This window comes from Sphingopyxis sp. 550A (assembly GCF_053569535.1).
The window spans coordinates 2,961,728-2,988,562 of record NZ_CM131615.1 but is presented as its reverse complement, the minus strand read 5'-3'; the positions used below and the strand labels follow the sequence as shown (position 1 = coordinate 2,988,562).

At 62.7% G+C, this 26,835-nt stretch carries 20 protein-coding genes; 14 read left to right on the top strand and 6 right to left on the bottom strand.

Annotated elements, in window-relative coordinates:
* Positions 1 to 3: 3 nt before the first annotated feature.
* Entirely contained in the window at positions 4 to 1,146 is a 1,143-nt protein-coding gene (locus ACVENA_RS14360) for an acyl-CoA dehydrogenase family protein (RefSeq protein WP_449325909.1), read from the bottom strand.
* A 149-nt stretch (positions 1,147 to 1,295) separates the two neighbouring features.
* Between ACVENA_RS14360 and ACVENA_RS14355 the strand changes: the two genes are divergently transcribed.
* Positions 1,296 to 2,177 carry a crotonase/enoyl-CoA hydratase family protein gene (locus ACVENA_RS14355; RefSeq protein ID WP_449325908.1) on the top strand — a complete coding sequence of 294 codons (882 nt, stop codon included), beginning with the start codon at positions 1,296 to 1,298 and terminating at the stop codon, positions 2,175 to 2,177.
* A 20-nt stretch (positions 2,178 to 2,197) separates the two neighbouring features.
* Positions 2,198 to 2,770 carry a carboxymuconolactone decarboxylase family protein gene (locus tag ACVENA_RS14350; protein ID WP_257544111.1) on the top strand — a complete coding sequence of 191 codons (573 nt, stop codon included), beginning with the start codon at positions 2,198 to 2,200 and terminating at the stop codon, positions 2,768 to 2,770.
* Here ACVENA_RS14350 and ACVENA_RS14345 read toward each other — a convergent pair.
* Genes ACVENA_RS14345 through ACVENA_RS14335 form a run of 3 tightly spaced genes read right to left on the bottom strand, consistent with a single transcriptional unit; the run spans position 2,767 to position 6,707 of the window.
* Positions 2,767 to 4,101 (bottom strand): TetR/AcrR family transcriptional regulator, encoded by a 1,335-nt coding sequence (locus ACVENA_RS14345; protein WP_449325907.1) that lies wholly within the window; start codon positions 4,099 to 4,101, stop codon positions 2,767 to 2,769. The genes ACVENA_RS14350 and ACVENA_RS14345 overlap by 4 nt on opposite strands.
* Before the next feature lie 9 nt (positions 4,102 to 4,110).
* On the bottom strand, positions 4,111 to 5,574 hold the full coding sequence (locus ACVENA_RS14340) for an AMP-binding protein (RefSeq protein WP_449325906.1): 1,464 nt from the start codon (positions 5,572 to 5,574) through the stop codon (positions 4,111 to 4,113).
* A complete protein-coding gene (locus ACVENA_RS14335) occupies positions 5,562 to 6,707 on the bottom strand; it encodes a serine hydrolase domain-containing protein (RefSeq protein ID WP_449325905.1) in 1,146 nt (381 codons plus the stop codon). Before ACVENA_RS14335 ends, ACVENA_RS14340 begins: the two co-directional genes overlap by 13 nt.
* A 273-nt stretch (positions 6,708 to 6,980) precedes the next feature.
* On the opposite strand from ACVENA_RS14335, the gene ACVENA_RS14330 reads away from it, so the two are divergent.
* The 9 genes from ACVENA_RS14330 to ACVENA_RS14290 all read left to right on the top strand — a co-directional run bounded on the left by ACVENA_RS14330 (position 6,981) and on the right by ACVENA_RS14290 (position 18,328).
* Entirely contained in the window at positions 6,981 to 9,341 is a 2,361-nt protein-coding gene (locus tag ACVENA_RS14330) for a TonB-dependent receptor (RefSeq protein WP_449325904.1), read from the top strand.
* Between the two features lie 62 nt (positions 9,342 to 9,403).
* On the top strand, positions 9,404 to 10,180 hold the full coding sequence (locus ACVENA_RS14325; protein ID WP_184095178.1) for an SDR family oxidoreductase: 777 nt from the start codon (positions 9,404 to 9,406) through the stop codon (positions 10,178 to 10,180).
* Between the two features lie 11 nt (positions 10,181 to 10,191).
* Positions 10,192 to 10,935 (top strand): enoyl-CoA hydratase/isomerase family protein, encoded by a 744-nt coding sequence (locus ACVENA_RS14320; RefSeq protein WP_184095176.1) that lies wholly within the window; start codon positions 10,192 to 10,194, stop codon positions 10,933 to 10,935.
* Positions 10,932 to 13,316: an acyl-CoA dehydrogenase gene (locus ACVENA_RS14315; protein ID WP_449325903.1), complete on the top strand. Its 2,385-nt coding sequence runs from the start codon at positions 10,932 to 10,934 to the stop codon at positions 13,314 to 13,316. Before ACVENA_RS14320 ends, ACVENA_RS14315 begins: the two co-directional genes overlap by 4 nt.
* Before the next feature lie 67 nt (positions 13,317 to 13,383).
* Positions 13,384 to 14,634 carry an acyl-CoA dehydrogenase family protein gene (locus tag ACVENA_RS14310; RefSeq protein WP_449325902.1) on the top strand — a complete coding sequence of 417 codons (1,251 nt, stop codon included), beginning with the start codon at positions 13,384 to 13,386 and terminating at the stop codon, positions 14,632 to 14,634.
* Positions 14,635 to 14,696: 62 nt separating this feature from the next.
* Complete coding sequence (locus ACVENA_RS14305) at positions 14,697 to 15,692, top strand: NADPH:quinone oxidoreductase family protein (RefSeq protein ID WP_449325901.1); 996 nt, start codon at positions 14,697 to 14,699, stop codon at positions 15,690 to 15,692.
* Positions 15,692 to 16,753: a phosphotransferase family protein gene (locus ACVENA_RS14300; protein ID WP_184095170.1), complete on the top strand. Its 1,062-nt coding sequence runs from the start codon at positions 15,692 to 15,694 to the stop codon at positions 16,751 to 16,753. Before ACVENA_RS14305 ends, ACVENA_RS14300 begins: the two co-directional genes overlap by 1 nt.
* 86 nt (positions 16,754 to 16,839) lie before the next feature.
* Positions 16,840 to 17,826: an NAD(P)H-dependent flavin oxidoreductase gene (locus ACVENA_RS14295; RefSeq protein ID WP_449325900.1), complete on the top strand. Its 987-nt coding sequence runs from the start codon at positions 16,840 to 16,842 to the stop codon at positions 17,824 to 17,826.
* Positions 17,827 to 17,869: 43 nt separating this feature from the next.
* Positions 17,870 to 18,328 (top strand): MaoC family dehydratase, encoded by a 459-nt coding sequence (locus tag ACVENA_RS14290; protein ID WP_449325899.1) that lies wholly within the window; start codon positions 17,870 to 17,872, stop codon positions 18,326 to 18,328.
* Between the two features lie 74 nt (positions 18,329 to 18,402).
* Here the strand turns inward: ACVENA_RS14290 and ACVENA_RS14285 are convergent, their stop codons facing one another.
* Both ACVENA_RS14285 and ACVENA_RS14280 read right to left on the bottom strand, forming a co-directional pair.
* The gene (locus tag ACVENA_RS14285) at positions 18,403 to 19,164 is read right to left on the bottom strand and encodes a sulfite exporter TauE/SafE family protein (protein WP_449325898.1); all 762 of its coding nucleotides are present in this window, start codon (positions 19,162 to 19,164) and stop codon (positions 18,403 to 18,405) included.
* 110 nt (positions 19,165 to 19,274) lie between these two features.
* Entirely contained in the window at positions 19,275 to 21,446 is a 2,172-nt protein-coding gene (locus ACVENA_RS14280) for a CoA transferase (RefSeq protein ID WP_449325897.1), read from the bottom strand.
* 435 nt (positions 21,447 to 21,881) lie between these two features.
* On the opposite strand from ACVENA_RS14280, the gene ACVENA_RS14275 reads away from it, so the two are divergent.
* The 3 genes from ACVENA_RS14275 to ACVENA_RS14265 are packed head-to-tail and all read left to right on the top strand — an operon-like array spanning position 21,882 to position 26,798.
* Positions 21,882 to 24,323, top strand: coding sequence for a TonB-dependent receptor (locus ACVENA_RS14275; RefSeq protein WP_449325896.1), 2,442 nt, complete (start codon positions 21,882 to 21,884; stop codon positions 24,321 to 24,323).
* Positions 24,324 to 24,349: 26 nt separating this feature from the next.
* Complete coding sequence (locus ACVENA_RS14270) at positions 24,350 to 25,198, top strand: phytanoyl-CoA dioxygenase family protein (protein WP_449325895.1); 849 nt, start codon at positions 24,350 to 24,352, stop codon at positions 25,196 to 25,198.
* A 25-nt stretch (positions 25,199 to 25,223) separates the two neighbouring features.
* A complete protein-coding gene (locus ACVENA_RS14265; protein WP_449325894.1) occupies positions 25,224 to 26,798 on the top strand; it encodes an AMP-binding protein in 1,575 nt (524 codons plus the stop codon).
* Positions 26,799 to 26,835: the final 37 nt, after the last annotated feature.

The following is a 26,835-nucleotide window of genomic DNA, read 5'->3' as shown; positions in this document are numbered from 1 at the left end:
CGGTCAGAGCGACCGGCCGATCACTTCCTTCATGATTTCTGACGTGCCGCCATAGATGCGCTGGACGCGCGCGTCGCGCCACAGGCGTGCGATCGGATATTCGTTCATATAGCCCGCTCCGCCGTGGAGTTGCAGCGCGACATCGCAGCATTTCCATTGCAGTTCGCTGTGCCAGAGCTTCGCCGCCGACCCCTCGACGGCGGTAAGGTCGCCGGCGATATGGCGTGCGATGCACCAGTCGAGATGCGCCCAGCCGACCTGCAGTTCGGCGGCCAGATCGGCGAGCGTGAAGCGCGTATTCTGGAAATCGAAGACCGGCTGCCCGAAGGCTCGGCGTTCCTTGGTGAACCGCACCGCCTCGTCGAAGGCCCGCTGCGCCCCGGCTTGCGCGGCGGCGGCGATGCTGAGCCGCTCCTGCGGCAGTTGCGACATCAGATAACCGAAGCCCGCCCCCTCGGCACCCATCCGGTTGGCAACGGGAACGCGCACGTCGGTGAAGAAGAGTTCGGACGTGTCTGCGCAATGCTGGCCGATCTTGTCCAGGTTGCGCCCGCGCGTAAAGCCGGAGCGCTCCGCTTCGACGAGGATCAACGATATGCCTTTGGCGCCCTGCGCCGGATCGGTCTTGGCTACGGTGATCACGATATCGGCGTTCTGGCCGTTGGTGATATAGGTCTTTGACCCGTTGATCACATAATCGTCCCCGTCGCGGATCGCGGTCGTGCGGACTCCCTGCAGGTCCGACCCGGTCGACGGTTCAGTCATCGCGATCGCCGCGATCGCCTCGCCCGAAATCATCCGCGGCAGCCATGTCCGCTTCTGATCTTCGGAGCCGTAGGAAAGGATATAATCGGCGGCGATGTCCGACTGCAGGCCGAGGCCCGCCGAGCACCCGGCGTATGTCATCTCCTCATCGATGATGATGTTGTAGCCGAAATCGGCGCCCAGTCCGCCATATTCGGGGGGCGTGGTGGGGCAGAGCAACCCCGCGGCGCCACAGGCGCGCCAGAAATCCCGATCGACAATGCCGTCGCGCTCCCAGCGGTCGAGATTGGGATGAAGGTGCTTTGCGAAGAATTTGCGTACCTCGTCCCGAAACAGCGTGTGGCTTTCGGTGAAGGCGGTGCGGTTGTGGGTTTGCAGCATGGTCGTCTTCTCCCTTCGATCGGCCGGCGCCGTCCGGGTCAAGCGATAGCCTATTTATTAATACAATAAAGTATGGAAAATAATATTAGCGTCAGATATATAAATTTGCGGAGGAACCGCGAGAAGGTCGGTCCGGTCGGGAGAAGTGCGTGACCAAGGATTTCGAAACCCTGCTATTCGCGGTCGAGGATGGCGTTGCGACGATCACGCTGAATCGGCCCGATCGGATGAATGCGTTCACGCCGCAGATGGCGACCGACTTGATCGCCGCCTTCGACATCACCGACGCCGAAGACGCCGTGAAGGCAGTGATCGTCACCGGCGCCGGCGAGCGTGCGTTTTGCGCCGGGGCCGATCTGGGGGCGGGCGGCAACACCTTCGATTATAACGGCTATGACGGCGCCGAGGCGTTGCCGCAGGCGAACGGCGTCTACCGCGACATCGGTGGGCTCGTCACGCTGCGGATCTTCGACAGCCTCAAGCCGGTGATCGCCGCGGTCAACGGTGCGTCGGCGGGGGTCGGGGCGTCGATGCAACTGGCGATGGATATCCGGATCGCATCGACCAGCGCGCGGTTCGGCTTCGTCTTCGCGCGCCGGGGAATCGCGCCCGACGCCGCTGCATCGTGGTTCCTGCCGCGTATCGTCGGCATTGGCACCGCGCTCGCCTGGACCTGCAGTGGGCGGGTGCTGCCCGCGGAGGAAGCACTGGCGCGCGGGCTGGTGCAATCGCTGCACGCGCCGGACGAACTGATGGCGGCGGCGCAGGCGATCGCGCGCGAGATCGTGGACCATTGCGCGCCGGTTTCGGTCGCCGTCACGCGGCGGCTGATGTGGGACATGCTGGGCGCGGCGCACCCGATGGACGCGCACCGCGCCGACAGCCGGGCGATCCAGGCGCGCGGGCTGTCCGCCGATGTCAAGGAAGGCGTGACCGCGTTCCTCGAGAAACGCGCGCCGACCTATCCCGATCGCGTTTCGGACGGACTGCCCGACATGTATCCGGGTCGCAGTGTCCCGTCGTTTTACTGATCAACGTAGGAGAGACTGATATGCGCCTTCGGACTCCGCGGGTTCCACCGCTACCCGACACCGAACTGAACGCCGAGCAGCGAGACATTCTCGATTCGGTCCACCCGCTGGCCCGGAATGCGAATCTGTTTCGCACGATGCTGCGCTTTCCGGAGGCTATGAAGGGGCTGACCGCCTGGGGACGCTATATCCAGGGCCGGAAGAACGACCTTCAGGGGCGCTTCAAGGAAATCGTCATCCTGCGCACCGCCTATCGTGGCAAGGCCGCCTATGAATGGTCACATCACCATCGCATCGGCCGCGAAACCGGGCTGACAGACGGCGAACTCCTGGCGCTCAAGGACCGACGGCCCGATCATTGCTGGAACCGGGCCGATGCGGTGCTGATCGCCGCGTGCGACGAACTGATGGCGGATGATTTCATCAGCGACGCGACCTGGGAGGAGATGGCGCGGCATTTTTCCCCCAAGGAGATGGTCGATATCGTGCTGACGTCGGGACATTATGCGCAGGTCGGGCGGATCGTGAACGCGCTCGGCATCCAGATCGACGAGGGCGCTCACTTCGATCCCGATCTTGTAGACCCGATCTAATCGGCGGGTTCGGGCGTCAGTCCGCGCAACAGCAGATCGCAAATCGCGTCAGCGATATCGAAGGGGTCGGGACCGCCGACCACCGGCAGCCATTTAGGCAGCCAGCCGAAGGCGCCAGCGCACATGTGGGTGACGAGCGGCGCATCGCATTCGCGCGCCACCCCTTCCGCCGCACCCATCGCCAGCGCACGCGCAACGGCGCTGTTCTGGCTGCTCGCGCGTCGGTGCAGCCGGTCGCGAATGGTCTTGGGCATTCCCTCGAACCCCGGTTGTGGCATGAGTGGCGACAGCGTCCCCGCCTGCGCCTGGATGTTGAGATGCGCGTTGATCATTGCGGCTTCGAGGCCGTTGCCGCCATGCGCGTGCGCCGCATCGACGAACCGGTCATACAGCTCGAATGAACGCTCGTAACAATGTTCGACCAGATCCGCCTTGTCGTCGAGATAATGATAGACCGCGCCCTTGGTCAGACCCATCGCCGCGGCAATCTCGTCGAGCGAGGTCGCTTCGATCCCGTTGCGGTTGAACAGCGCAGATGCGGTCGCGAGTAACTGCGCGACCTTGAAGTTCGCCGATTCCTTTCGATCGAAGATATTCTCGATCTTCGGCTGGAATTGCTCCGCCGACACGGGGCATTCGAACTGCATCGCCCGATCGGCCGCGAGGCCCGAGGTCAGCAGGTCGATCATGCTCTCCATCGCGCGGTGCCGCAACTTCGGCCCGCTTCCCTGATCGGACCACTGCGGCAGCAATTGCGACCAGGCGAGCATTCCGATGATCGCCTGCGCGACCACGACCGGATCGCAGCGGCGAATGCTGCCGTCGTCGATCCCTTGCGCGATGAAACCTACAAGAGCCGTGACGTTGCGGTCGTTGGCCTTGCGGATCAGGCTTGCGATGTCGGGGGTGAGCGAATTGATTTCGGTCATCACGGCGACGGGGGGCCGGTCGGGAGTGAGCGCGCGCCGGATATAGGTCGCTACCCGGGCGAAGCCGTTGGCGGCGAGGCTCGCTTGCGCCAGATCCTCGGCTGCCAGTTCGCATGCGCGCATATAGCATTGGAACACCAGTTCGGTGCGGTCGCTGACATAATAGTAGACCGTGGCGCGAGACAGATCGAGGACGTCGGCGACGTCAGTCAGGCTCGTCGCCGAAATTCCCCGCGCGTTGAACAGCGCGGTGGCTCCGTCGATCAGTTCCTCGCGCTTGCGTGCCTTGGTCGATGGGCGCCCGCGCGGCTTTTTAGGCGGGCCGCGTTCATCCGCCGGTGACGTGGAATTCGGCGCGGCGGTTTCCGTCCGTTTCGGTCGAGAGACGCCCGCGATATTCACTATGAATCGTTACTCCCCGGCGGCGATCCGTTCGCTCCGCAACCGCGACCGGCGTACCTTTCCGGCGGCATCGCGTAAAGGGGCGTCAGTGAACTCATAGCTGCGCGGCTGTTTGTAGCGGACCAACCTTTCGGCGACGAACTCCTGCAGTGCGAGATTGGGCAGCCCGGGACGCGGCTGAACGATCGCGTGGACGCGTGCGCCCAGATCGTCGTCGGGCAGTCCGATGACCGCGCATGACTGGACGTCGGGATGTTCCTCTATCGCGGCCTCGACTTCGGCGGGATAGACGTTCGAACCGCCGACAAGAATCATGTCGCCGCGGCGATCGCCGAGGTAGAGATAGCCCTCGGCGTCGAAATAGCCCATGTCGCCCAGCGAATGCCATTCGCCGCGCGTGTTGGCTTCGGCGCCGACGTAGCGATAGGTCACCTGTCCCTCCTCGGCCGCGCGCATGAAGACTTCGCCGGTTTCGCCAGGCGGCAGTTCCCGACCGTCGTCGCCGAATATCTTGATCTGGCCCGAGAAAACCCGGCCAACCGATCCGCGATGCGCGAGCCATTCGGTGCCGTCGATGACAGTGCCGGCGATGCTTTCGGTCGCGCCATAAAGCTCCCAGACCGCGCCGGCGCCGATCCAGTCGATCCAGACCTGTTTCAGCCACGCCGGACAGGGGGCGGCGATATGCCACATCGTTTTCAGCGATGTGATATCGTACTTCGCCTTCACCGCATCGTCCAGTTTCCAGATGCGGTTCATCATCGTCGGTACCAGGCAAAGCCAGCTTGCCTTGTGCCGGTCGATCGCTTCCAGAACGGCTTCGGCATCGAAGCGCGGCTGGACGACAAGCTTGGTGCCCGCCGCCATAGCGTTGATCGCCGTTGTGAAAGGGCCGGTGTGATAAAGCGGCCCCGGGATCAACGCGACATCCTCGCTGCCGAGGCGCCACGCCGAGGCGATCGACACGTCGATCGTCGCGGGTTCGCCCGACAGGATCAGCTTTGGCCGCCCCGACGAGCCGCCCGAGGTCGGTGCCTTGAAGCAGCTGGCGATTACGAGCGGCAATGGAGTATCGTCGCTTTCTGCCGCAAGCAAATCGAAGTAAGTGATAGTGGGATGGCCGATTTCGAGGTCGGGCCGTGCGATGATGATCGAGGGCTTCGCGAGCGCAATGATAGCCTCCATCTCGGCCCGCGGCAGGCGCGAGGACAAGGGTTGCGGCGTCGCGCCCGCTTTCCAGCAGGCGAAGCAGGCCTCGAGGAACGCATTTTCGTTAGGCAATGCGATCGAGATCAGGTCATCGGTCTGGACGCCATGCGCAAGGAGCGCGCGCGCGACCCGATTGGTACGGCTTTCCAGTTCCGCCCAAGTAAGCGCGGTGCTTTCGTCGGAAAGCGCCACCGTCGACGGCTTGAGTGCCGCATGATGGGCAAGCAGCGAAGCAAGCGGTAGCGTGTCCATCAACGCAGACATTCGAATATCTCCCCGCAAAGCAGCGTGCAGCGTGGATCGCCGACGGTCTTGTCGCCCATCTGATTGAGCACATAGCCGATGCCGACCTGATGGACGGGGTCGAAGCAACCGAACGATCCGCCCCAGCCAGAATGCCCGATCGTTGTGTCGGCGTGGGGCCCGTACATGCGGTCGATGTTCCCCGCGAGACCCTGGCGCCAGTAAGCGGGATGTCCGAGGAGGATGTCGACGCGGTCGGTCTGCAATTCGCCGAGCTTCGCTATCGTCTCTGGATGCATCATCCGGATGCCATCTAGCGTGCCTCCGTTGGCGAGCGCGCCATAGACCCGCGCGAGGCCGCGCGCGGTCGCATGGCCGTTGCCTGCGGGAATTTCAGCCGCCCGCCAGGCCCGCTCGTTCGGGTGAGTTGCCACCATCAGGGGGTTGGTCACTGCCATGACTGCCGCGCGCGGCACGCCGGTCAGGGTGAATTCGCGCTGGAGCGGCGAAGGGACGAGCGGCGCCACGCGAGGCTCCTCGCTTTCGGGCAGGCCGATGAACACGTCCGCCGCCAGCGGCGCTGCGATGCGCTCGGCCAGGAAACGGCCCGGGGTGAGCCCCGACGCGCGGCGGACCAGTTCGCCCGCCAGAAAGCCGTAGGTCATCGCATGATAGGAATTCTGCGTGCCGGGTTCCCACAACGGGGCCTGGCGAGCGAGGCGATCGGCCACGACGTCCCAGTCGTAGAAATCCTCCAGCGAGGTTGGTTCTTCTAGTCCCGGAAGTCCCGCCTGATGCGACATGATATGCCCGACGGTGGTCGCCCCTTTGCCGTTGGCGCCATATTCGGGCCAATAATCGGTGACCGGCGTCGCATAATCGAGCTTTCCGGCCTCGACGAGCATTGCAACCTCGATTGCGGTCAGGCCCTTCGTGGCCGACCAGATGTTGACAAGTGTGTCGGGGGTCCAGCGCGTCGTACGCTCCGCGTCGCGCCATCCGCCGTGAAGGTCGACGACCAACTCGCCCTTCACATAGACGGCCAGCGACGCCCCGAGTTCGCGATAGGCGTCTTCGCGTGCGAAATTGGCTGCAAATGCGTCGCGCACGGCGGCGAATTGCGGCGCGACAAATCCTTCGATTGGCTGTTCCAAGCGCCTTCTCCCATGACGGCGTGATGCCTCCGTCCGAACGGCGGGGCCCGAAGAGCGGTTTATCGCGGGTCGCTAATTAAATCAACGTAGAAATATATATGCATACGTTGGTGTTGAAAAAAGATTGACAAGCAGAAGCCGGCATATATGAAGGGCAACATCCGCGGATGTAGGAAAAATGCGGGGGAAGGCGATCGCGTGCCGGGGCTTCGTTACGGGGCCGGTGCGGGACTGCAGCGCCCCGGCGACAAGAGCGCGGTGGGGAGAGTCGAGATGAACGATCATTCTATATCATTGACAGCAGGGTGCCGTCCGATTGCGCTCGGCGCCTGCGCGCTTGCCATCACCTGGGCCCTGGCCGCTGGCGGCGCGGCCGCGGCCCAGGAGGCCGCGCCGTCCGACGACGCCGACCGCACGATCGTCGTGACCGCGCAGAAGCGCGAACAGGCGCTGAACGATGTTCCGCTGTCGGTGACGGCCTTTGGGGCGGAACAACTCGCCAGCCGCGGAATCGACAGCACCGTCGATCTTGCGAACAGCGTCCCGGGCTTCACCTATACCGAATCGCGCATCGGAACGCCGATCTACACATTGCGCGGGGTCGGCTTCAACGACATCGCGCTCGGCGGACGGCCGACGGTCAGCGTCTATCAGGACGAGGCGCCGATCCCCTTCACGGTCGAGACGCGCGGCGGCTTCCTTGATCTCGAGCGCGTCGAGGTTCTGGCAGGGCCGCAGGGGACGCTGTTCGGCCAGAATGCGACCGGCGGTGCGATCAACCTGATCGCGGCCAAGCCCACTGACGTTTTCAAGGGATCGCTGACCGCCGGATATGGCCGATTCAACGAAGTGACGCTGGGCGGCTTCGTCAGCGGCCCGATCTCGGACACGCTGAAATTCCGCCTGGCGGTGAAATCGGAACAGGCCGATGGTTGGCAGTACAGCACCACGACCGGCGACACCAACGGCAAGAAGAATCTGATCAGCGGACGCTTCCTGCTCGAATGGACGCCCGCCGAAGCGCTGAGGGTCAATCTCAACCTCAATGGTTTTCTGGACCGGTCGGATAACCAGTCGCCGCAATATCTTCTTGCCCGGCCGAGCGATCCGACGGCGGCGGCCAATATCCCCGGCCTTGCGACGCTCGTGGTGCCGCCGCGAAACAATCGCGCGACCGATTTCAACCCCGGCGATTATGCGCGCGACAATGATTTCCTTCAGGCGAATCTGCGGATCGACTACGATCTCAACGACCAGCTGACGCTGACGTCGCTGTCGTCCTACAGCAAATATAACCAGAACCAGCTTCAGGACCTCGATGGAACGCCGCTGATCGGGCTCACCCAGCGCACGATGGGGGACATCGAATCCTTTGCGCAGGAATTGCGGATCGCCGGCGATCTGACCGACCAGCTCTATGTCGTTATCGGCGCCAACTATGCCGACGACAAGACGCGCGAGCGCGTGAGCGGTGATCTCAGCGAAAGCACCCAGGCCTACGCCTTCGTCGGCCTTGGCCTGCCGCCCTTCTACTCGTTCGGGCTCCGCCACGATCAGGACATCACGACCTATGCGCTTTTCGGTAATGCGGAATTCAAGCTCACCGACGCGCTGACCCTGCAGGCGGGGGTACGCTACACCAATTCGAACAACCGCTTCGTTGGCTGCACGCGCGACATCGACGGCGTCACGAACCAGGTCTTCTCGGGCTTCCATGATTTCGTCCGCACTGTCGTTCTCGGCCTGCCCGCGCTGGCACCGATTCCGGCGGGCGGCTGTATCACCGCGGATGCGTTGCAGGTTCCGCAACTCGTCACGAGCCGGCTGAAGGAAGACAATGTGTCGTGGCGTTTTGGCGCCGATTACGAAATCGCCGACGACGTCAAAGTCTATGCCAACGTCAGCCGTGGCTACAAGGCGGGGGGGTATCCGTCGCTCGCCGCGACCTCGACCGCGCAATATGATCCGACGCTGCAGGAATCGCTGACCGCCTATGAAGCCGGGCTGAAAGCGGCCTTCTCGCGGGATTTCCAGCTCAACGCGGCGATCTATCATTATGATTATCGCGACAAGCAGCTGCTGGGCATCGTGGCCGACCCCTCCTTCGGGCGTCTGCTGCGGCTGCTCAATGTGCCCAAGTCGCGGATCAACGGTGCCGAACTGCAACTCGCCTGGTCGCCGGTCCGCGGGCTCGATATCACGGGCAACGCATCCTATGTCGACTCGAAGATCACGGCGCCATTCGTCGCCGAAGACCCCAACGGCGTCACAGCCGACTTCAATGGCCAGGCCTTTCCCAATTCGCCGAAATGGCAGCTTTCGGGGGATGTGAATTACGAGGTGCCTGTTTCAGACAGGCTGAACGCGATCTTCGGTGCGAGCGCCAGCTATCGTTCCACCACCAATTCGGAGCTCGGCCGGCTGCCCGAGTTGGTCGTCGAGGATTATGCGCTGGTCAATCTGCGCGTGGGCTTTGCCGATAGCGACAAGAAATGGCGCCTGATGGCGTGGATGAATAATGTCGGGGACAAATATTACTACACCTCGGCGACGCGCAGCATCGACGTGTTCAACCGCATGACGGGGGCGCCTCGGACCTTTGGTCTGACCTTCACCTATAATTTCCAGCCCTGACTCTCCTCTCGGCGGCACCGGTTCCTTGCTGCCGGCGCCGCTTCCTCCTCAGGATATTTTCTTTGACTGCTTCCGCTCCTGAATTTTCATTCGACCTCTCCGGACAGACGGCCTTGGTGACCGGAGCGTCGTCTGGCCTCGGCTGGCGTTTCGCCAGGATATTGGCCGCATGCGGCGCCAAGGTGGCGATTGCGGCGCGGCGCGCCCAGCGGCTCGACCAGTTGACTGCCGAAATCCGCGCGGAGGGGGGTGTCGCCGAACCGTTCGCGCTTGATGTCGCGGCGGTCGGCGGCATCGCCGCGGTGGTCGACGAGATCGAGCGGCGGCTTGGTCCGGTTTCGATCCTCGTCAACAATGCGGGTGTTCCCGACGCCCAGCACGCGACCGCGCTGACGCTTGAAAAGATCGATCAGGTGATCGACACCAACATGCGCGGCGCCTTCATTCTGTCAACCGAGGTTGCTCGGCGACTGATCGCGGCGAAGACTCCGGGCCGGATCGTCAACATCGCGTCGATGGCCGCATTCGAATATTCGGGCGGCGCCGCAGCGCTCTATTCGGTGACGAAAAGTGCGCTCGTTCGCATGACCGAGACGCTTGCAGTCGAGTGGGCGAAATTCGGCATCAACGTGAACGGCATCGCGCCCGGTGTTTTCGCTTCCGAAATGACCGACGGAATGTTCGCGCGGATGAGCGACCAGATGGTGTCGGCCTTTCCGCGCAAACGCATCGGGCGCCCCGAACAGCTTGATGGCGCGCTGATGTTTCTCGTTTCCCCGTCCTCCGACTTCGTCACCGGCACGATCATCAAGGTCGACGACGGGCAGGGCTCGCGCTGAGGAGATTATCGTTGACCGACCAGATCATCCGGACCGACGCTGCGGGATGCGCCATGCTGACGCTCAACCGGCCCGAAAAGCTCAACGCGCTGACCGTCGCGATGTTCAAGGAACTGCGGCGACACATCGATGATATCGCGGGCGACACCAGCATCGGGGTCGTCGTGCTGCGCGGTGCCGGCCGTTGCTTTTCGGCCGGCCACGACCTCGCCGATATCGAGCAGGGAGAGGAGCCGCCGACACCCAACTTCCAGTCGGAGACGATCGAGCGTCTCGCCAACCTGCCGCAACCAGTGATCACGGCTGTTCATGGCTATTGTTATACCGGCGGTCTTGAACTTGCGCTGGCAGGCGACCTGATCGTCGCGTCGGCCAACGCTCGCTTCGCCGATACCCATGCTAAATGGGCGCTGACCCCTGTGTGGGGTCTGACGCAGCGACTGCCGCGCCGGGTCGGCCTGACCAAGGCAAAGGAAATGATGTTCACCTGCCGCACCTATTCGGGCGAAGAGGCGGCCGCGATCGGCCTCGCCAACGAGCATGTCGCCGACGACTGCTTTGACGATCGGCTGGGAGAAATCGTCGCCGAAATTCTCGACCACTCGTGGTTCAGCCATCGTGCGAACAAGCGGTTGCTGCTCGAAACCGACGGCCTGCCGATCGGAGCCGGAATCGCGCACGAGAGTTTTCGCACCGAAGGCGGTGGCCCCGACGCCTATGAACGGCTCGCGCGTTTTACGCGGCGCGAAACATGAGCGGTTTCTTCGGCTTTGAGTTTTCCGAAGAACAGGACCTATTGCGCGAAAGCCTGCGGCGCTTTCTCGCTGATGCCTGCCCGCCTTCGCTGGTGCGTGAAACACTGGAAGGCCGGCAGGCTTTCGGTGCTGCGCTATGGTCCGGGCTCGCGCAAATGGGATGCATAGGCGCGGCAATTCCAGAGCAATATGGCGGATATGGACTCGGTCCCGTCGAAATTTGCGTCATTGCCGAAGAACTCGGACGCGTGCTTGCTCCGATCCCGTCGCTATCGACCATCTACCTCTTCGCCGAGATAGTGAAAGCTGTGGGGAATGACGAGCAGAAGGCGCTGTTGCTGCCGGACATTGCGCGTGGGCAGGCGATCGGTACGCTGGCGGCCATCGAGATGGACCCCAAGGGCCGGAAGGTGCCGACGGCCAGCGAGGTCCGCGCCGGGAAACTATACGGCAGAAAACATCTCGTTCCCGATGGCATGATCGCCGACCATGCTATTGTCGTGGCGCGGGAAGGTGAGCGCGATGAATCGCTTTTCCTCGTTGACTTGCATCAGGATGGCGTCGTCCGGCGACCGTTATCGACGATCGATCCGACGCGCGGTCATGCGCGGATCGAGTTCGATGGCGCTGCGACATCGCCTATCGGCGCTGCAGGGAATGGCTCCGCGATCATAAGTGAAGCCATGGCGCGCGCCGCCGTGTTCGTCTCCTTCGAGCAGATCGGCGGCGCCGAACAGGCGCTCGTCTCAGCCTGCGATTACGCCCGGCAACGCTTTGCGTTCGGGCGACCGATCGGGTCGTTCCAGGCAGTCAAGATATTGCTCGCCGACATGCATGTGTCGCTTGCGATAGCGCGGGCTAACGCGTTGCGCGCGATCTGGGCACTTGCAGATATGGCAGGTGAGGCAGAATGGGCCGCGGCCAGAGCCCATCTGAGCGCCTCGGCAGCTTTCGGCCACGTCGCCGCCGACACGATACAGGTTCACGGCGGGACGGGGTTCATGTGGGATAGCGATCCGCATCTTTTCTATCGCCGGGCAGAGGCGCTGGGGCAGTCGCTGGGCGGTGCGCGGCGCTGGGAAAGAATTCTGATCGAAGGCCGCCGGTCGGGGGCTGGCGGCAGCGAGGCGGTCAGCGTCAATGAAGAAAATGCCGCCGAGAGCGAATTTCGTGCCTCTGCACGTGCATGGGTTGCAGCCAATGCGCCCTGGCATTTGCGCGAGGCGATTGAACGCTCGCCGGTCGGCGCGCTCGACCTCGGACCCGATGCGTTGGCGGCGCAGAAGGCGTGGCAGCAGCGGAAACACGATGCCGGTTGGGCCTGTCTCGGCTGGCCTACCACTTATGGCGGACGCGGCGCGACGCCGATGGAGCGGATCATCTGGCATCAGGAGGAAGGGTGTTTCGCTCGTCTGTCGAACCTCTTCCACAACGGACAGGGCATGTGCGCCCCGACGCTCATGGACTTCGCGAGCGACGAGCAGAAGGCTGAACTCCTGCCCAGAATATCGTCGGGTCAGGATGTGTGGTGCCAGCTGTTTTCCGAACCGGCGGCAGGTTCCGACCTTGCGGGACTCCGCACCCGCGCCGACCGCGATGGTGACGGGTGGGTGATAAACGGCCAGAAGATATGGACGAGCGGTGGTCAATATGCCGACTGGGGCTTGCTCATTGCCCGGTCTGATTTCGATGTCGCCAAGCACAAGGGATTGACTGCCTTTTTCATAGACATGCGCGCGCCGGGTGTGGAGGTGCGGCCAATCCGCCAGATGAACGATCACAGCGGTTTTGCCGAGGTCTTCTTTCACGATCTGCGCATTCCCGACACACAGCGGCTCGGCGGCATCGGCGATGGATGGAACGTCGCGCTGACGACGCTCTCGCACGAGCGGTTGGCGATCGGACTCGAAATGCCGACGGGCTTCGACGATCTTCTCGACTACTGTGGAGCACTGGAACTCGAAACTGGATCGGCGGTCGCGGATAGACATGTCATATCCCGGCTGGCGAGGTTCGAATGTCAGGCGGCGGGGCTGGAGAATTTCATGCTCGGCTCTCTCTCGCGCTTTGCGAAGGGGGAGCTGCCTGGCCCCGAAAACTCGATCATCAAGTTGGTCGCGGGCAAGATGATGCAGGACATTGCAGGGTTCGCGATCGAGCTTCAGGGCGAAGCGGGGATATTGACCGGAACAGACGAATGCGCGTTCGGTGGCCGGTTTCAGGGCATGTTGCTCCGTGCGCCCGCCACTCGGATCGAGGGAGGGTCCGATCAGATCCTGCGCAATATTCTTGCCGAACATGTGCTGGGAATGCCGCCGGACATGCGCGCCGACAAGAACCTCCCCTTCAGCGCGATTCCCGCACAGTCGCCATCGCGATAGCGAACGGGATCATACCGTCCATTACCGTCCTCGCAGGAGCGCCGGTACGCATTTCATGGAGTAAATCATGACTGAAATCGAGCTTGAAGCCGAACTCAACGACTTGCGGATGTCGAAGGAGGCGCAGCCGCTCTTCGAAGCGGTGAAACGCCATATCGCCGAAAATGTTGACCCGATCACCGAAGAATTTTTCCGGCTGGGCGAAGGGCGTGCCGATCGCTGGAGCTGGGCACCGGGGCAACTCGAACTACTCGACGGGGCGAAGGCGAAAGCAAAGGCGGCGGGCCTGTGGAATTTCTTTCTGCCGCACGGCGACACGGGCACGCCGCTCAGCAATCTGGACTACGCCTATATTGCCGCCGAACTCGGCAAGTCGTTGCTCGCATCGGAATCGCTCAATTGCTCCGCACCCGACACCGGCAATATGGAGGTTCTCGAAATGGTCGGCACGCCCGAACAGAAGGAACGCTGGCTGAAGCCGCTCCTGAACGGGGAAATTCGCTCGGCCTATGCGATGACCGAACCCCACGTCGCTTCGTCGGATGCCGAAAATATCGAAACCAGCGCCGTGCTCGATGGTGACGACTGGGTCATCAACGGCGAGAAATATTTCATCAGCAGTGCAGGCGATCCGCGCTGCAAGCTGTTGATCGTGATGGTGCGCACCAATCCGGAGGCAAGCGGGAAGCGGCGTCATTCGCAGATTCTCGTCCCGATGGATACGCCGGGTGTGCAAATCCTTGGTCCGATGCATGTCTTTGGAGAAGATCATGCGCCGTTCGGCCATATGCACATGCGCTTCGACAATGTCCGGGTTCCGAAGGACAACATCCTGCTCGGTGAAGGACGCGGGATGGATATTTCGCAGATGCGCCTCGGCCCGGGCCGCATCCACCACTGTATGCGCACGATCGGCAAGGCCGAGGTTGCGCTCGACCTGATGGTGAAGCGGGGTAATTCGCGCAGCGCGTTCGGACGTCCGCTGTCCCAACTCGGCAAGAATCTGGAAGTCATCGCACGGGCGCGCTGCGACGTCGAGGCGCTTCGCCTGATCGTGCTCAAGGCCGCGAAGGCAATGGATCTGCTCGGCAACCGTGAGGCGCGCGTCTGGGTGAGCATGGCGAAGGCGATGATTCCCGAGCGCGTCTGCCAGATCATCGATCAGGCGATCCAGATCCATGGTGCGACCGGCATCTCGCAATGGACCCCGCTTGCAGGGCTCTACACCGACGTGCGCCATCTGCGCTTCGCCGACGGCCCCGACGAGGTGCATTACATGGTCATCGGCCGGGCCGAATTGGCGCGACATCAGGATTGAAGCGGAAACGCATCTTGTCGGGCCCACGGCGGCACGAGCACAGCATAAGAAGGAGAAGGAAGATGAAGGCTCTCTTGTCGACCGCCACCGGCGGCCCGGAAACGCTGACCCTAGGCGAGCTGCCGCGCCCAAGCGCGGGCAAGGGCCAGATCGTGATCGACGTGAAGGCCTGCGCGGTCAACTTCCCCGACGTGCTGATCATCGAGGATAAATATCAGTTCCGCCCCGAGCGCCCGTTCGCGCCGGGCGGCGAGGTCGCGGGCCTGGTCGCCGAGATCGGCGAGGGCGTGACCGGGTTCAAGGTCGGCGACCGGGTGATCGCGGGCTGCGGCAACGGCGGCATGGCCGAGGCGGTCGCGGTCGGCGTCCACAATGTCTATCACCTGCCCGAGGGGCATGATTTCGCCGAGGGCGCCTCGCTGCTGATGACCTATGGCACCAGCATCCACGCGCTCGTCGATCGCGGGCATATCGCCGAGGGCGACACGTTGCTCGTGCTCGGCGCGTCGGGCGGGGTCGGGATCGCCGCGGTCGAGCTCGGCAAGGCGTTCGGCGCGCGCGTCGTCGCCGGGGTGTCGAGCGAGGAGAAGGCGGCGATCGCGCGCGAGGCGGGCGCCGACGAGGTCGTCGTCTATGGCCGCCAGCCGTTCGACAAGGATCAGTCGAAGGAGCTTGCGAACCGGTTCAAGGAAGCGGTCGGCCCGAACGGCGCCAACGTCATCTATGATGCGGTGGGCGGCGATTATGCCGAACCCGCGCTGCGCTCGATCGCGTGGGAGGGACGCTATCTCGTCGTCGGCTTCCCCGCGGGCATTCCGCGGCTGCCGCTCAACCTGACCCTGCTCAAGAGCTGCGACATCGCGGGCGTCTTCTGGGGCGCCTTCGTCGCACGCGAGCCCGACCGCAACCGCGCCAACATCGCACGGCTGTTCCAGCTTTGGGAGCAGGGCAAGATCAAGCCGCGCGTCACCGGCACCTATGCTCTCGTCGACGGCGGTCAGGCCATCGCCAAGCTCGGCGACCGCAGCGCCATCGGCAAACTCGTCGTTGCGCCCTGATGTCGGGGAATGAAGGGACGGCGGCTGTCCAGGATATTCAGGACCTGGAGATCACGAGACTTGAGGCCTGGCTCGCTGACAATATCCCCGGTTTTGTGGGACCCCTGACCTATACGAAATTTGCGATTGGGCAGTCCAATCCGACATACAGGATCGCTGCCCGGAGTGGATGCTACGTCCTTCGCCGAAAGCCTTTTGGGAAATTGCTGCCGTCGGCGCATGCCATCGAACGGGAATATACGCTTTTGGCCGCGTTGCATCCCACGGGCTATCCCGTCGCCAAACCCTTTGCGCTTTGCGAAGATGAGTCGGTTGTGGGCTCGGTCTTCTATGTGATGGAGATGGTCGACGGAGCGACCTTCTGGGATGGGGCGTTACCCGGCTGCGACATCGAACAGCGCACGGCGATTTATTTCGAGATCGTCGATCGCCTCGCCGAACTTCATGACATCGACTACGAACGTTCGGGGCTGGCTGGTTTCGGCAAGGCCGGGAATTATCTGGAGCGACAGGTTCAGCTCTGGACAAGGCAGTATCGCCTTTCACAGACTGAGGATTTGCCGGATGTGGAAAAGCTGATCGACTGGCTGCCACGCACGATGCCGAGGCAGCAACGAACCACAATCGTGCATGGCGACTATCGCATCGACAACCTTATGTTTTCGCATGACGGCAGACGTATTGAGGCCGTTCTCGATTGGGAGTTGTCAACGATCGGCGACCCGCTGGCCGATCTGAGCTATTTCCTGATCAACTGGGTCACACCAGTTGACGGTCATGCGGGCCTAGCTGGCATCAGTGGTCCCGGAACGGGTATTCCGACCCTCGAACAGATGGTGGCCCGATACGGACAAATGGTCGGCGCGCAGCGCGATATGGCCGACCTCAACTGGTACTTCGCCTTCTGCCGTTTTCGCCAACTCGGAATTACCCAGGGCATCAGGCGGCGGTTCCTCGATGGGAACGCATCCGGCGCAACGGCCGACGTGACGGGATCACGTGTTCCGCTGATTGCCGAAAGCGCTTGGGCTTTCGCTCAAAAGACGGTCGTTCAAAGCTAGGTGGTTCAGAGGCGTCGACTTCACCCGCAACCTCGTGATGCGGGTGGAGAGGGGGCGTGGCGCAAAAAAACGGGAGGAGTATCGAAATGATTAGGACCGCCATTACCGATATGTTCGGAATCGAAGCCCCGATTGTCATGGGCGGCATGACGGGCGTGGGATACGCCCCGCTGGTGGCGGCCGTGGCGAACGCAGGCGGGCTTGGTTTCATTACCGCGCATCATTCGCGAACGGCCGATGATCTCGCCGACGAAATCGGACGATGCCGGGCGATTACTGACCGGCCGTTCGGCGTAAACCTGACGCTGTTGCCGTCGTTCGATCCAATCCCTTACGACGAATATTGCCGCGCTATCGTGGATTGCGATGTGAGGATTGTCGAGACCGCAGGCCGTAGTCCGGCAGATTACCTCCCCTTCCTCAAGGCCAATGGCGTCAAGGTCATCCACAAATGCACGAGCGTTCGTCACGCGGTCACAGCGGAAAAGCTGGGAGTGGACGTTGTCTCGATTGACGGTTTCGAATGTGCCGGACACCCCGGCGAGGATGACGTTGGCCTGATCGTCCTCCTTCCGGCGACGGTCGACGCTGTGCGCGTGCCGGTGATCGCGTCGGGGGGAATGGCGGATGGCCGCAGCCTGGCGGCTGCCCTCGCGCTGGGGGCCGAAGGGGTGAATATGGGGACCCGCTTCATGGCGACGAAAGAATCGGGAATCCACGAGAACATCAAGCGGCATATCGTGTCCAGCACTGAGAGGGATACGATGTTGATCAACCGGACCTTGCACAACACGTCACGTGTCGCGCGCAATGCGGTCTCGCAGAAGGTCGTCGAGATTCAGCGGAACTGTGACCTGGGCATCGATGCCGTTCGAGACCTTGTCTCCGGCGCCCGCGCCCGCGCGGAGGTCATTGCCGGGGGGAATGTCGATGGCGGCGCTTGGGCGGTTGGGCAGAGCCAGGGACTAATTCAGGATATCCCCGACTGTAACAGCCTCGTCGATACAATCGTGTCGCAAGCCAGCAAAATCATGACCTCCGCCGCCAACCGCATCATACGCACGGCGGCGTAGGGTCAGCATGACTATATGGGAACAGCAATTGAAGGAATGAGAAATGGCATCACTTCCATCCGAAAAGATGAAGGAACTGATTGGCGGTCGGATTGGTACCTCCGAATGGATTCGGATCGATCAGGCCATGATCGACAAGTTCGCCGATGCGACCGGCGATCACCAATTCATCCATGTCGATCCTGAAAGATCGAAATCGACTCCGTTCGGCGGCACCATCGCCCACGGCTTTCTGACCCTTTCGCTCTATCCCGACATGATCGAAAAATCGGATTGTCCGCGCCCCGAAGGTGTGAAGATGGGCGTCAACTATGGTTGTAACAAGCTTCGTTTCTTGACGCCCGTCCGTTCAGGTAAACGCGTGCGCGGCCATTTCAAGCTGCTCGAGCTCGAAGAAAAACGGCCGGGTCAGTGGCAACAGACTCTCGAATTTTCGGTTGAAATCGAGGGAGAGGCAAAACCCGCCCTGATAGCTGAATGGTTGAGCCAATATTTCTTGTAGCGTGATCAAGACATCGGTGACTTGAGTGCCTCACTGGCTGGACTTTCCCATGCATCATCGTGTCTGGGCCATCTTTACGCGCCGTAGGCTCGCACGAAGAAAATGATCGTCGTGAAGCCGGTGAGCAGCAGCGTCCACACGCGCACGGCGCGATGTGAAAGCCGCTTGCCGATCAGCGCACCGAACCAGCCGCCGGCGATCGAGCCCAGCAGCATCGGCACGCACGCCCACCACCACACCATCGCAAAGCCGATGAATATAAACGCCGCGGCGAGGTTGGCGACCGCCAGCATCGTGGTGCGGATCGCGAACAGTTCGCGCGGGCGGATATTCGCGAGCAGGCCGTAAAGCGCGGTGGTGATCAGGCCGACACCACCGCCAAAATAGCCCCCGTAAATGCCGAGCAGCACCTGCGCTGCCAGCAGCGTCGGCCGGCCGATGGTAACCCGCGCGTGCAGCCAGTCGGCGGCGCGCTTGCCGAACGCCATCACAGCGAAAGCAAAAAGCAGCAGCCAGGGGATGAGAATGTCGAACGTCTTGGTCGGCGTCAGGACGAGAAGCAGGCTTCCGACCAACCCGAAGACGAAGGTCAGCGCCGCGAGCGGGCGAACCGATATGCCGGCGACCGGCCCGAGTTCTTTCCGATACGCCCAGGCGCTCGTTCCGGCACCGGGGAGCAGGGCGACATTCGATGTGGCATTGGCGATATTCGCCGGCAATCCAAGCGCGATCAGCGCGGGCAGCGTGGCGAACGTTCCGCCGCCGGCGAGCGCGTTCATCGCGCCGCCAAGCATCCCGGCGCCCGCGGCGACGAATATCGTCGATAGATCGATCATTGTGCGACTCCGGCCCTCGGGCCGCGACAGGCCGGTTGTTTGGCGCCTTTTGTCGCGATGCCCGTTTCAGTCAAGAGCCGACTGCGCTCATCCGCTGGTTAGGTTAGCGATTACACCGGCGTACCCGCGAGCATTGCCATGATTTCGTCGCCATGCTCTCCCAAGGTCGGTGCCGGGCGTGATATGGACAGGCGGGGGCCATCGATGCGGATGACCGGCGCAGTACTCCAGTGGCTGCCGACGTAGCGGCGCTCGATCCGGGTCCAGGCTCCCGTTTGGCTGAGATGCCTTTCAACGGGAAGATTTTCGGCTCTGTTGACCGGCGCGGCCGGAACGCCCGAAGCCTGGAGCGCCTCGGCTGCCTCGGCCGCCGTCATCGATGCCACCGATGCATGGAGCGCGGACTCGATCGCGTCGCCGTGGAGATTGCGATCCGCGATGCTTGTCCACTCCGTGGCCCATTCCGGTTTGCCCAGCCAGCGGGTGAGAGCGGCCCATTGCGTGCTGTCCCGAACGACGGTCGCCACATAGCCGTCGCTCGCGGCGGCGACGCAGCGCGGCGCATGGTGCGTCGAACGACTGCCGAGCCGCTGCGGGGGGCCTTCGGTCTGTGCGCGAATGATGGCGTCGGCGCCGAGCTGGAACAAGCATTCGACCTGTCCGAGGTCGCACCATGTACCGCCAAGCGCTGCCCTTCCGTGAAGGCCGGCAAGCGCGGCGATGGCACCATAGATGCCGGCGACGGGATCTCCGAGCGCGGTATGCTGCAGGACAGGCGGCCAGGTGGCTTCGCCGTTGACATGGGGCATGCCGGAGGCGTGCTCGACGGTGGAGCCGTAGGCGCGAAAGAAGCTCCAGGGGCCGGAAGCACCGAAGGCGCCCATCGATACCATGACAAGACCCGGACGGAGCCCGAGCAGATGGTCGGGGTCAAGACCGAGCTTTTTCATCACTCCGGGTGCATAATTTTCGATCACGATGTCCGATCGGCGCACCAGCGTCTCAGCAAGTGTACGTCCGCGTTCGTCGGTAAGGTCGAGGCAGACGCCTCTCTTGTTGCGATTCATGATGAGAAAGGCGGGCATCACTTCATATTTGGGCGGGTCGGATGCCCCCGGCGGTTCCCAGCCACGCCACCAGTCATAATGGGTCTCCGACTCCACCTTGATGATATCCGCACCGAGATCGGCAAGCAGCCGCGTGCACATCGGTCCCGCCCAGCCCATCGAGAAATCGGCAACGCACACGCCGTCGAGCGACGCGGCGGGCGGGCTTTCGGGGGGCTGTTCGGCGAAAGCCTTCCCGTCGTGGTGAATGCGGAACGGTAACAGCGGTGCGATGACGCCTTCGGCACCCGGCAGCGGAGCGAAGCTTTCGCGCTCGCGCCAGTGCGGCGTTGCCAGAAGCTCGCGATGGTTCGGCACGGGAGCGAGCGGGACGCGGCGGCGCTGGCCCTCCATCAACCAGTGATCGGTGGTTTCGCCGGACAGGACTGCAGCGAATGCGGCGTCGAGGGCTTCGGCGTTTTCGACGCGCGCGAGCGACGTCGCGAAGCGGGGATCGGTCGCCCAGTCGGGATGGCCGACCATATCGGCCAGCGCCGCCCATTGAGCGGGCGTGAGCGCGGTGACCCCGATCCAGCCGTCGCGCGTCGGGTAGACGGTGGTCGGATGGTTCGTCGCAAAGCGATTGATCCCGGTGCGGCCAGGCGAAGCGGACCCTGCTTCGGCGAGGGGCGGCGAGGGTTCGGTGAAGCACATGGCCGCTTCGAAAATATTGACGTCGACGCGCTTTGCCGCGCGACCTCGCTTGCGCGACCAGAGCGCGGCGAGCGACCCCACGACGAGCGTCGCGCCGGCGGTGATTTGGGGTGCAAAGCCCTGCGGAAGCATCGGCGGTCCGTCGGCGGCGCCGAAGGATGCGGCGATGCCGATCAGTGCCTGAATCAGGGCATCGTCGCCCTGCCAGTCGCGATAGGGCCCGTCGTGACCGAACCAGGTGATGCCGAGGCGGAGCGCGTCGAAACCCTGTTCGGCGAGGAACGTGTCGACCGCTTCGACAGCCGCCGGCGACTGGCCAACAAGAACCGCGCGATGTGAAGGCGGGGTCTCCGCCAGCCGGCCGAGCCCTTCGTCGAAGGTGTCGATGAACGACTTGTCCTGGTCGAGCCAGAGGTCGACGGCATCGGTATCGCGGGGGAACGAATTGCGGACGCGCCACACACGGGCGCCCAGGACGGACAGGATCCGGCCGCAGTAACGCGCGGCGACGTCGTCCGACATTTCGAGGACCGCAATTCCGTCAAGCGGCCGAGCTTCGGCGCGAGTGTGCAATTCCATCGAGTGGCCTCTCCGTCGATCGACTCCAAACCCGCGTCCGAAGACCAGAGGGGTGGGTCGCGATAAATGATAACTCGTTACCAATGAGAGGCAAGAGCCATATGCGTTGGTGGGTGCGATGCGCCGGTTGGGGCGACGAGAATCGCGCTGGGAGGGTGGGATCGGGAAAAAATAACACAGTATAACAATATCTTGTTTCTTTACGGCGCGCGCTACCGAAAGTCTGTTGACACTGGCTCCGGTTCGACGATAACCATTGGTATCGCGTTACCAAGGCAATTTGCGGACATCCAAGGCCGCTGGGTTCCTTGGGGCGCGAAAAAACATAATCAGTGGCGACCCGCGATCGTGGGCGCTGGGACAGGAAGAGGATAGGGCATGTTGAAGAGGCTCTTGTTGTCGTCCGCGGTGCTGCCGCTGACGCTGTTTCACGTCGCCCATGCTGCGGCCCAGGAAGCCGCTCCGCCTGAACCCGCCGATGAGGGGGCGAGCCATCCGGGCTTCACCGACATCATCGTCACCGCGCGGCGCGTGGAAGAGAATCTGCAGCGCGTCCCAACCTCGGTCACCGCGGTAAGCGGAGACATGTTGCGCACGGAAAGCGTGATCGCGGTCAAGGATCTGCCGAAGCTTGCGCCTTCGCTCAGCGTCGTTTCCTATTTCAACGACATGAACGCCCGCTTCTCGGTGCGCGGCCTGTCGGCCGGCGTCACCACCTATTTTGCCGAGGCTCCATGTTGTGGCGGCATTGCCAGCGCGCCCTTTCTCGATATCGCATCGGTTCAGGTGCTGAACGGCCCGCAGGGCACGTTGTTCGGGCGATCGAGTGCGGCCGGTGCCGTCCTGATCACCCCGCAAAAGCCTGAATTCAACAAGTGGGGCGGGTTGGTCGACATGACCGTGGGCACCTATGGCCGGGTTCAGTTCACGGGCGTGGTGAACATTCCTGTGATCGACGATCGTCTCGCGATCCGCCTGGCCGCAAACGCCAATCGCGTCGGCGGCTACACCAAGCAGTTCGGGACGAGCAAGCGTCTCGATGACGTCAACAACCAGCAGTACCGCCTTGGCGTGGCGTTCAAGTCCGGGGCGCTGGAGAACACGCTTTTCGCTTCCTACGAAAACATCGACCAGTCGGCGACCGGTTCGGTGCTGGCAGGGTACAAGCCGACCCATGCCAATCTGACTCCTGCGTTTCTCGCCATACTCGAGGCGGAGACAGCGCGTTTGGAGCAGGGCGGGAAAAAGGCGGCACGCATCACCGCCCCCACCTATGACGGGCAGGCGCAGTTGACCCAGATGAAGCATGCCAGCGTCGTCAACAACACGCTGATCGAGGCGATCGATACCGGTTCGACACGCATCAACATCAAGAACATCTTCTCGTTCGACTCCTTCACCTCGAACAGCGCCGGTTCCTATGACGGCGTCGGGGGTATCCTGCAGGAAGGGGCTTTCGCTTCCGCGAACTACAGCAATTTCGGTTCAAACAACCAGGTGGGGACGATGCTGAGGGCCAAGCTGGGCCCCGCGCTTCACACCTACACCAACGAGCTTCAACTCCAGGCCGAGCTGTGGGACGGTCTGCTGAAGGCCAATGTGGGGGGCTTTTACCAGCACCAGCGGGCGCCCGAGAACATGGAAGGCACCACGAACGTCTACAAGCTCTACGGCAATCCGAATGGCTATTTGAATGCGGTAGGCTTCATCAAGCGGTCGGTGGCGAAAGAAAAGGCGGTTTTCGGACAGGCTACGCTCGACCTTTCGCATGCCGGTATCGAAGGCCTCAGCATCACCGGCGGGTATCGCTACAGCTGGTCCGATTCCGCGCTGACGACGGTCGCACCGGTCCGCAATGCGGTCACGGGCAGTTTCGAGCCGGGGACGACCGAGACGAATTCGGCCACGAAGAGCAAGGGCTATAACTATACGCTGTCCATCCAGCAGCAGTTCACGCCCGACATCATGGCCTATGCCTCGGCAACGCGGGCCTATGTTCCGGGCGGCGTGAATGCGATCAGCCCGCCTCCCGGCGCTAATCTTCCGGGCTATAAGCCCGTCTATGATGCTGCGACGGTGAACACGCAGGAGATCGGCCTCAAGACCCAATTCTATCTTGGCGATGTGGCGGTGCGGCTGAATACCGCCGCTTACAACACCGATTACAAGAATATCGCCCAGACATTGCTCGGCCTCGTCGATGGCGTATCCTATCGCTACCTCGCCAATATCGCCGCAATCCAGCTGCGCGGCGTCGAAGTGGCAGGCACAGTGGTGTTCGACCCGAGCTTCAGCGTGAATTTCGGCTATTCCTATAACCATGCGAAATACAAGACGTGGACGGGCGTCGATCCGTATAACACGGCACGCCCCGGCGACGCGGTTTGCGTCCCCGAATCGCCGGATGGCGTCTGTTTCCTCGATCTTAGCAACAACCCGTTGCCCTATATGCCGAAACATTCGGGCAATGTGACGTTCCAGTACACCGCGCCGCTCGGTGCTGACGTCGGCGAACTCGGGCTGTCGGCGTCGATCTTCGCGCAGAGCCGCGTATATTATGTAGCGGCGGCGGCGCGTGACCTTCAGCTCTATCCGGGCGGGCTCGATGCCATCTCGCAAGCCTCATACGGTACGGTCAATCTGCGGGCGGAACTTCGCGACGTGGGCGGATCGGGTTGGAACAGCGCGGTCTTCGTGAACAACCTCACCGACAAGCTCTATGCCACGGGCAAGGTCGCGCAGCTTCACACGCTCGGCTTCGCCGCGGCAAACTATGCCCCGCCGCGCATGTTCGGACTCCAGGTCTGGAAGAAATTCTAGGACGCTAGCACTAGGAAGGCGCAAATATGGCAACGCAACAGATCCGTCCCGGCGTGGACAGTATCTCGCCGGAATTGAGCGCGCGGTTCGACGAACTCGACTTGTGGGACAATGCGCGCGATCTGGTGGAGGATGGCTACACGATCATCCAGGATCCCGCCGCTCACGCGATCACCGACGAACTGCGCGAGGCAATCCTGCGGCTTTCGCAGACGTCGGATGCCGAAAACAAGGGGCGGCGCGCAGGACTTTTGCTCGGCCGCGACCCGGTCTTTGCGAAGGCGGTCACGGTTCCGCGACTACTGGCGCTGGCGGAATTCCTTCTCGGGCGCGGGATGCTGTTGAGCCAGCTTCTGGGAACGATCCGGGGGCCGGGCGGCGGAAATCTGGGGCTGCACGCGGACAATAGCTGGTTCCCGGAGCCGTTTCCGTCGTGGGAAATCATGTGCACCGCCTGCTGGGTCACCGACGAGTTTACCGAAGAACATGGTGCGACGATGATCATTCCGGGGACGCACAAGCAAAAGCGCCATCCGCCGCGCGACGTCCGCAAGTCGCTGGAAGGCGCCCAGGCCATTGTCGCGCCGAAAGGATCGATCTGCCTGTGGGACGGGTCGGTGTGGCACGGCAATTACGCGCGTAAAACGCCCGGCGAACGGGTGGTGCTGCATACGACCTTCACGCGGCTGGGGATGCAGCCGATCGACGATTACAGCCATCTCGACGATGCATGGCTGGAACAGAATGCCTCCGAACTTCGCGGCCTCCTCGGCCGCGACCTTTTCTTCCATTCGACCACCGAAACGAGCGGGCAGACGGATCAGGAAAAACTGCGCCATACCTACCGCCTGGTTCACGGCCCGCAGGGATATTGACCGGCTACGCCGCCAAGGAGACGAAATGAGCGATATCTGGAGTGGAAGCGCGGTGCCATCGGCGGAGGCCTGCGTGACGGGACCGCTGCTGGAACGCCACGCGCGGGAAACGCCCGACAAGCCATTCGCAATCTTCGATGACGGCAGCAACTGGACTTATGCCGAGACGTTGGCCATCGTCCGGAAATTGGCGGGCGGGCTTCGCTCGCTTGGCGTCGAGCAGGGCGATTACGTTAATGTCTGGATGCCCAACGGGCGGGAAACGGTTGCGGTCTGGCTGGCGATCAACTGGCTGGGTGCAATCTATGTTCCGATCAACCTGGCGTATCGCGGCAATATCCTCGAACACGTAGTCGCGAATGCGAATGCGCGGTTGATGATCGCGCAATCGGATCTTGTCGAACGGTTGCGCCCGATCGACCGAGCCCGCCTGGCCGACATTGTCGTGCTCGGAGATACGCCCGAGCCAATGGACGGCATACGCTTTCACGAGTGGCGGAGCCTTGACGGGCCGCAGGTCGCGGCGCCGGCACAGGTGATGCCGTGGGACGTGCAGATGGTGATCTATACGTCGGGAACGACCGGCCCTTCGAAGGGCGTCCTTGTCACCTATTGTCACAGCTATACATCGGTCAACGCGGCGTTCGGCTATGTCGGGCCCGAGGATCGCTATCTCGTCGCGCTGCCGCTGTTCCATATCTCCGGCACCGGGGGCGTTCTGCTCGCGCTTTATGGAGGGGCGTCCTTTGCGCTGATCACGCAGTTTTCGACCTCGAATTTCTGGCGCGTTGTACGCGAGACCGGGACCACCTGCCTTGTCCTCCTCGGCGTAATGGCCGCTTTCCTCGCCAAGGAGCCGCCGCGCGACGACGATCGCGATCATCCGCTGCGATCGGTCATGATGGTGCCCTATACCGAGGACGCCGCTATCTTCGAAAGCCGCTTTGGGTGCGAAGTGCGGACCTGCTTCAACATGACCGAGATATCGACCCCGCTGGTGGCCGAGCCGGGCGGCAATTTTCCGGTATCAAGCTGCGGCACGGTTCGCGCCGGGGTCGAGGCGCGGCTCGTCGATGCCCATGACATCGATGTGGTCGATGGCGAGATCGGCGAACTTATCCTGCGCTGCGACCGTCCCTGGTCGATGACGACCGGCTATCTCAACAATCCCGAAGCGACCGCGGCGGCGTGGCGCAATGGCTGGTTCCACACCGGTGACGTGTTCCGGCGGGACGAGGCGGGCAATTATTTCTTCGTCGACCGGATCAAGGATGCGATCCGGCGTCGCGGCGAGAATATCTCTTCCTTCGAGGTCGAGAGCGATGTCTGCTCGCACGCGTCGATCCGCGAGGCCGCCGCGATCGGCGTTCCAAGCCCCTTTGGCGAGGAAGACGTGATGGTTGTGGTGGCGCCCGCGCCGGGCGAAAAGGTCGATCCGCGAAAGCTCATCGAGTTTCTGGAGCCGCGCATGGCCGGCTTCATGCTGCCGCGCTATATCCGCACGATGGCCGATCTGCCGAAAACGCCGACGCAAAAGGTGCAGAAACACCTGCTGCGCGCGGAGGGAGTCACGACCGACACCTTCGACCGGCTCGCTTGATCGCGCGGTAATTATGAGGGGCCGCGGCGGCCCCTCT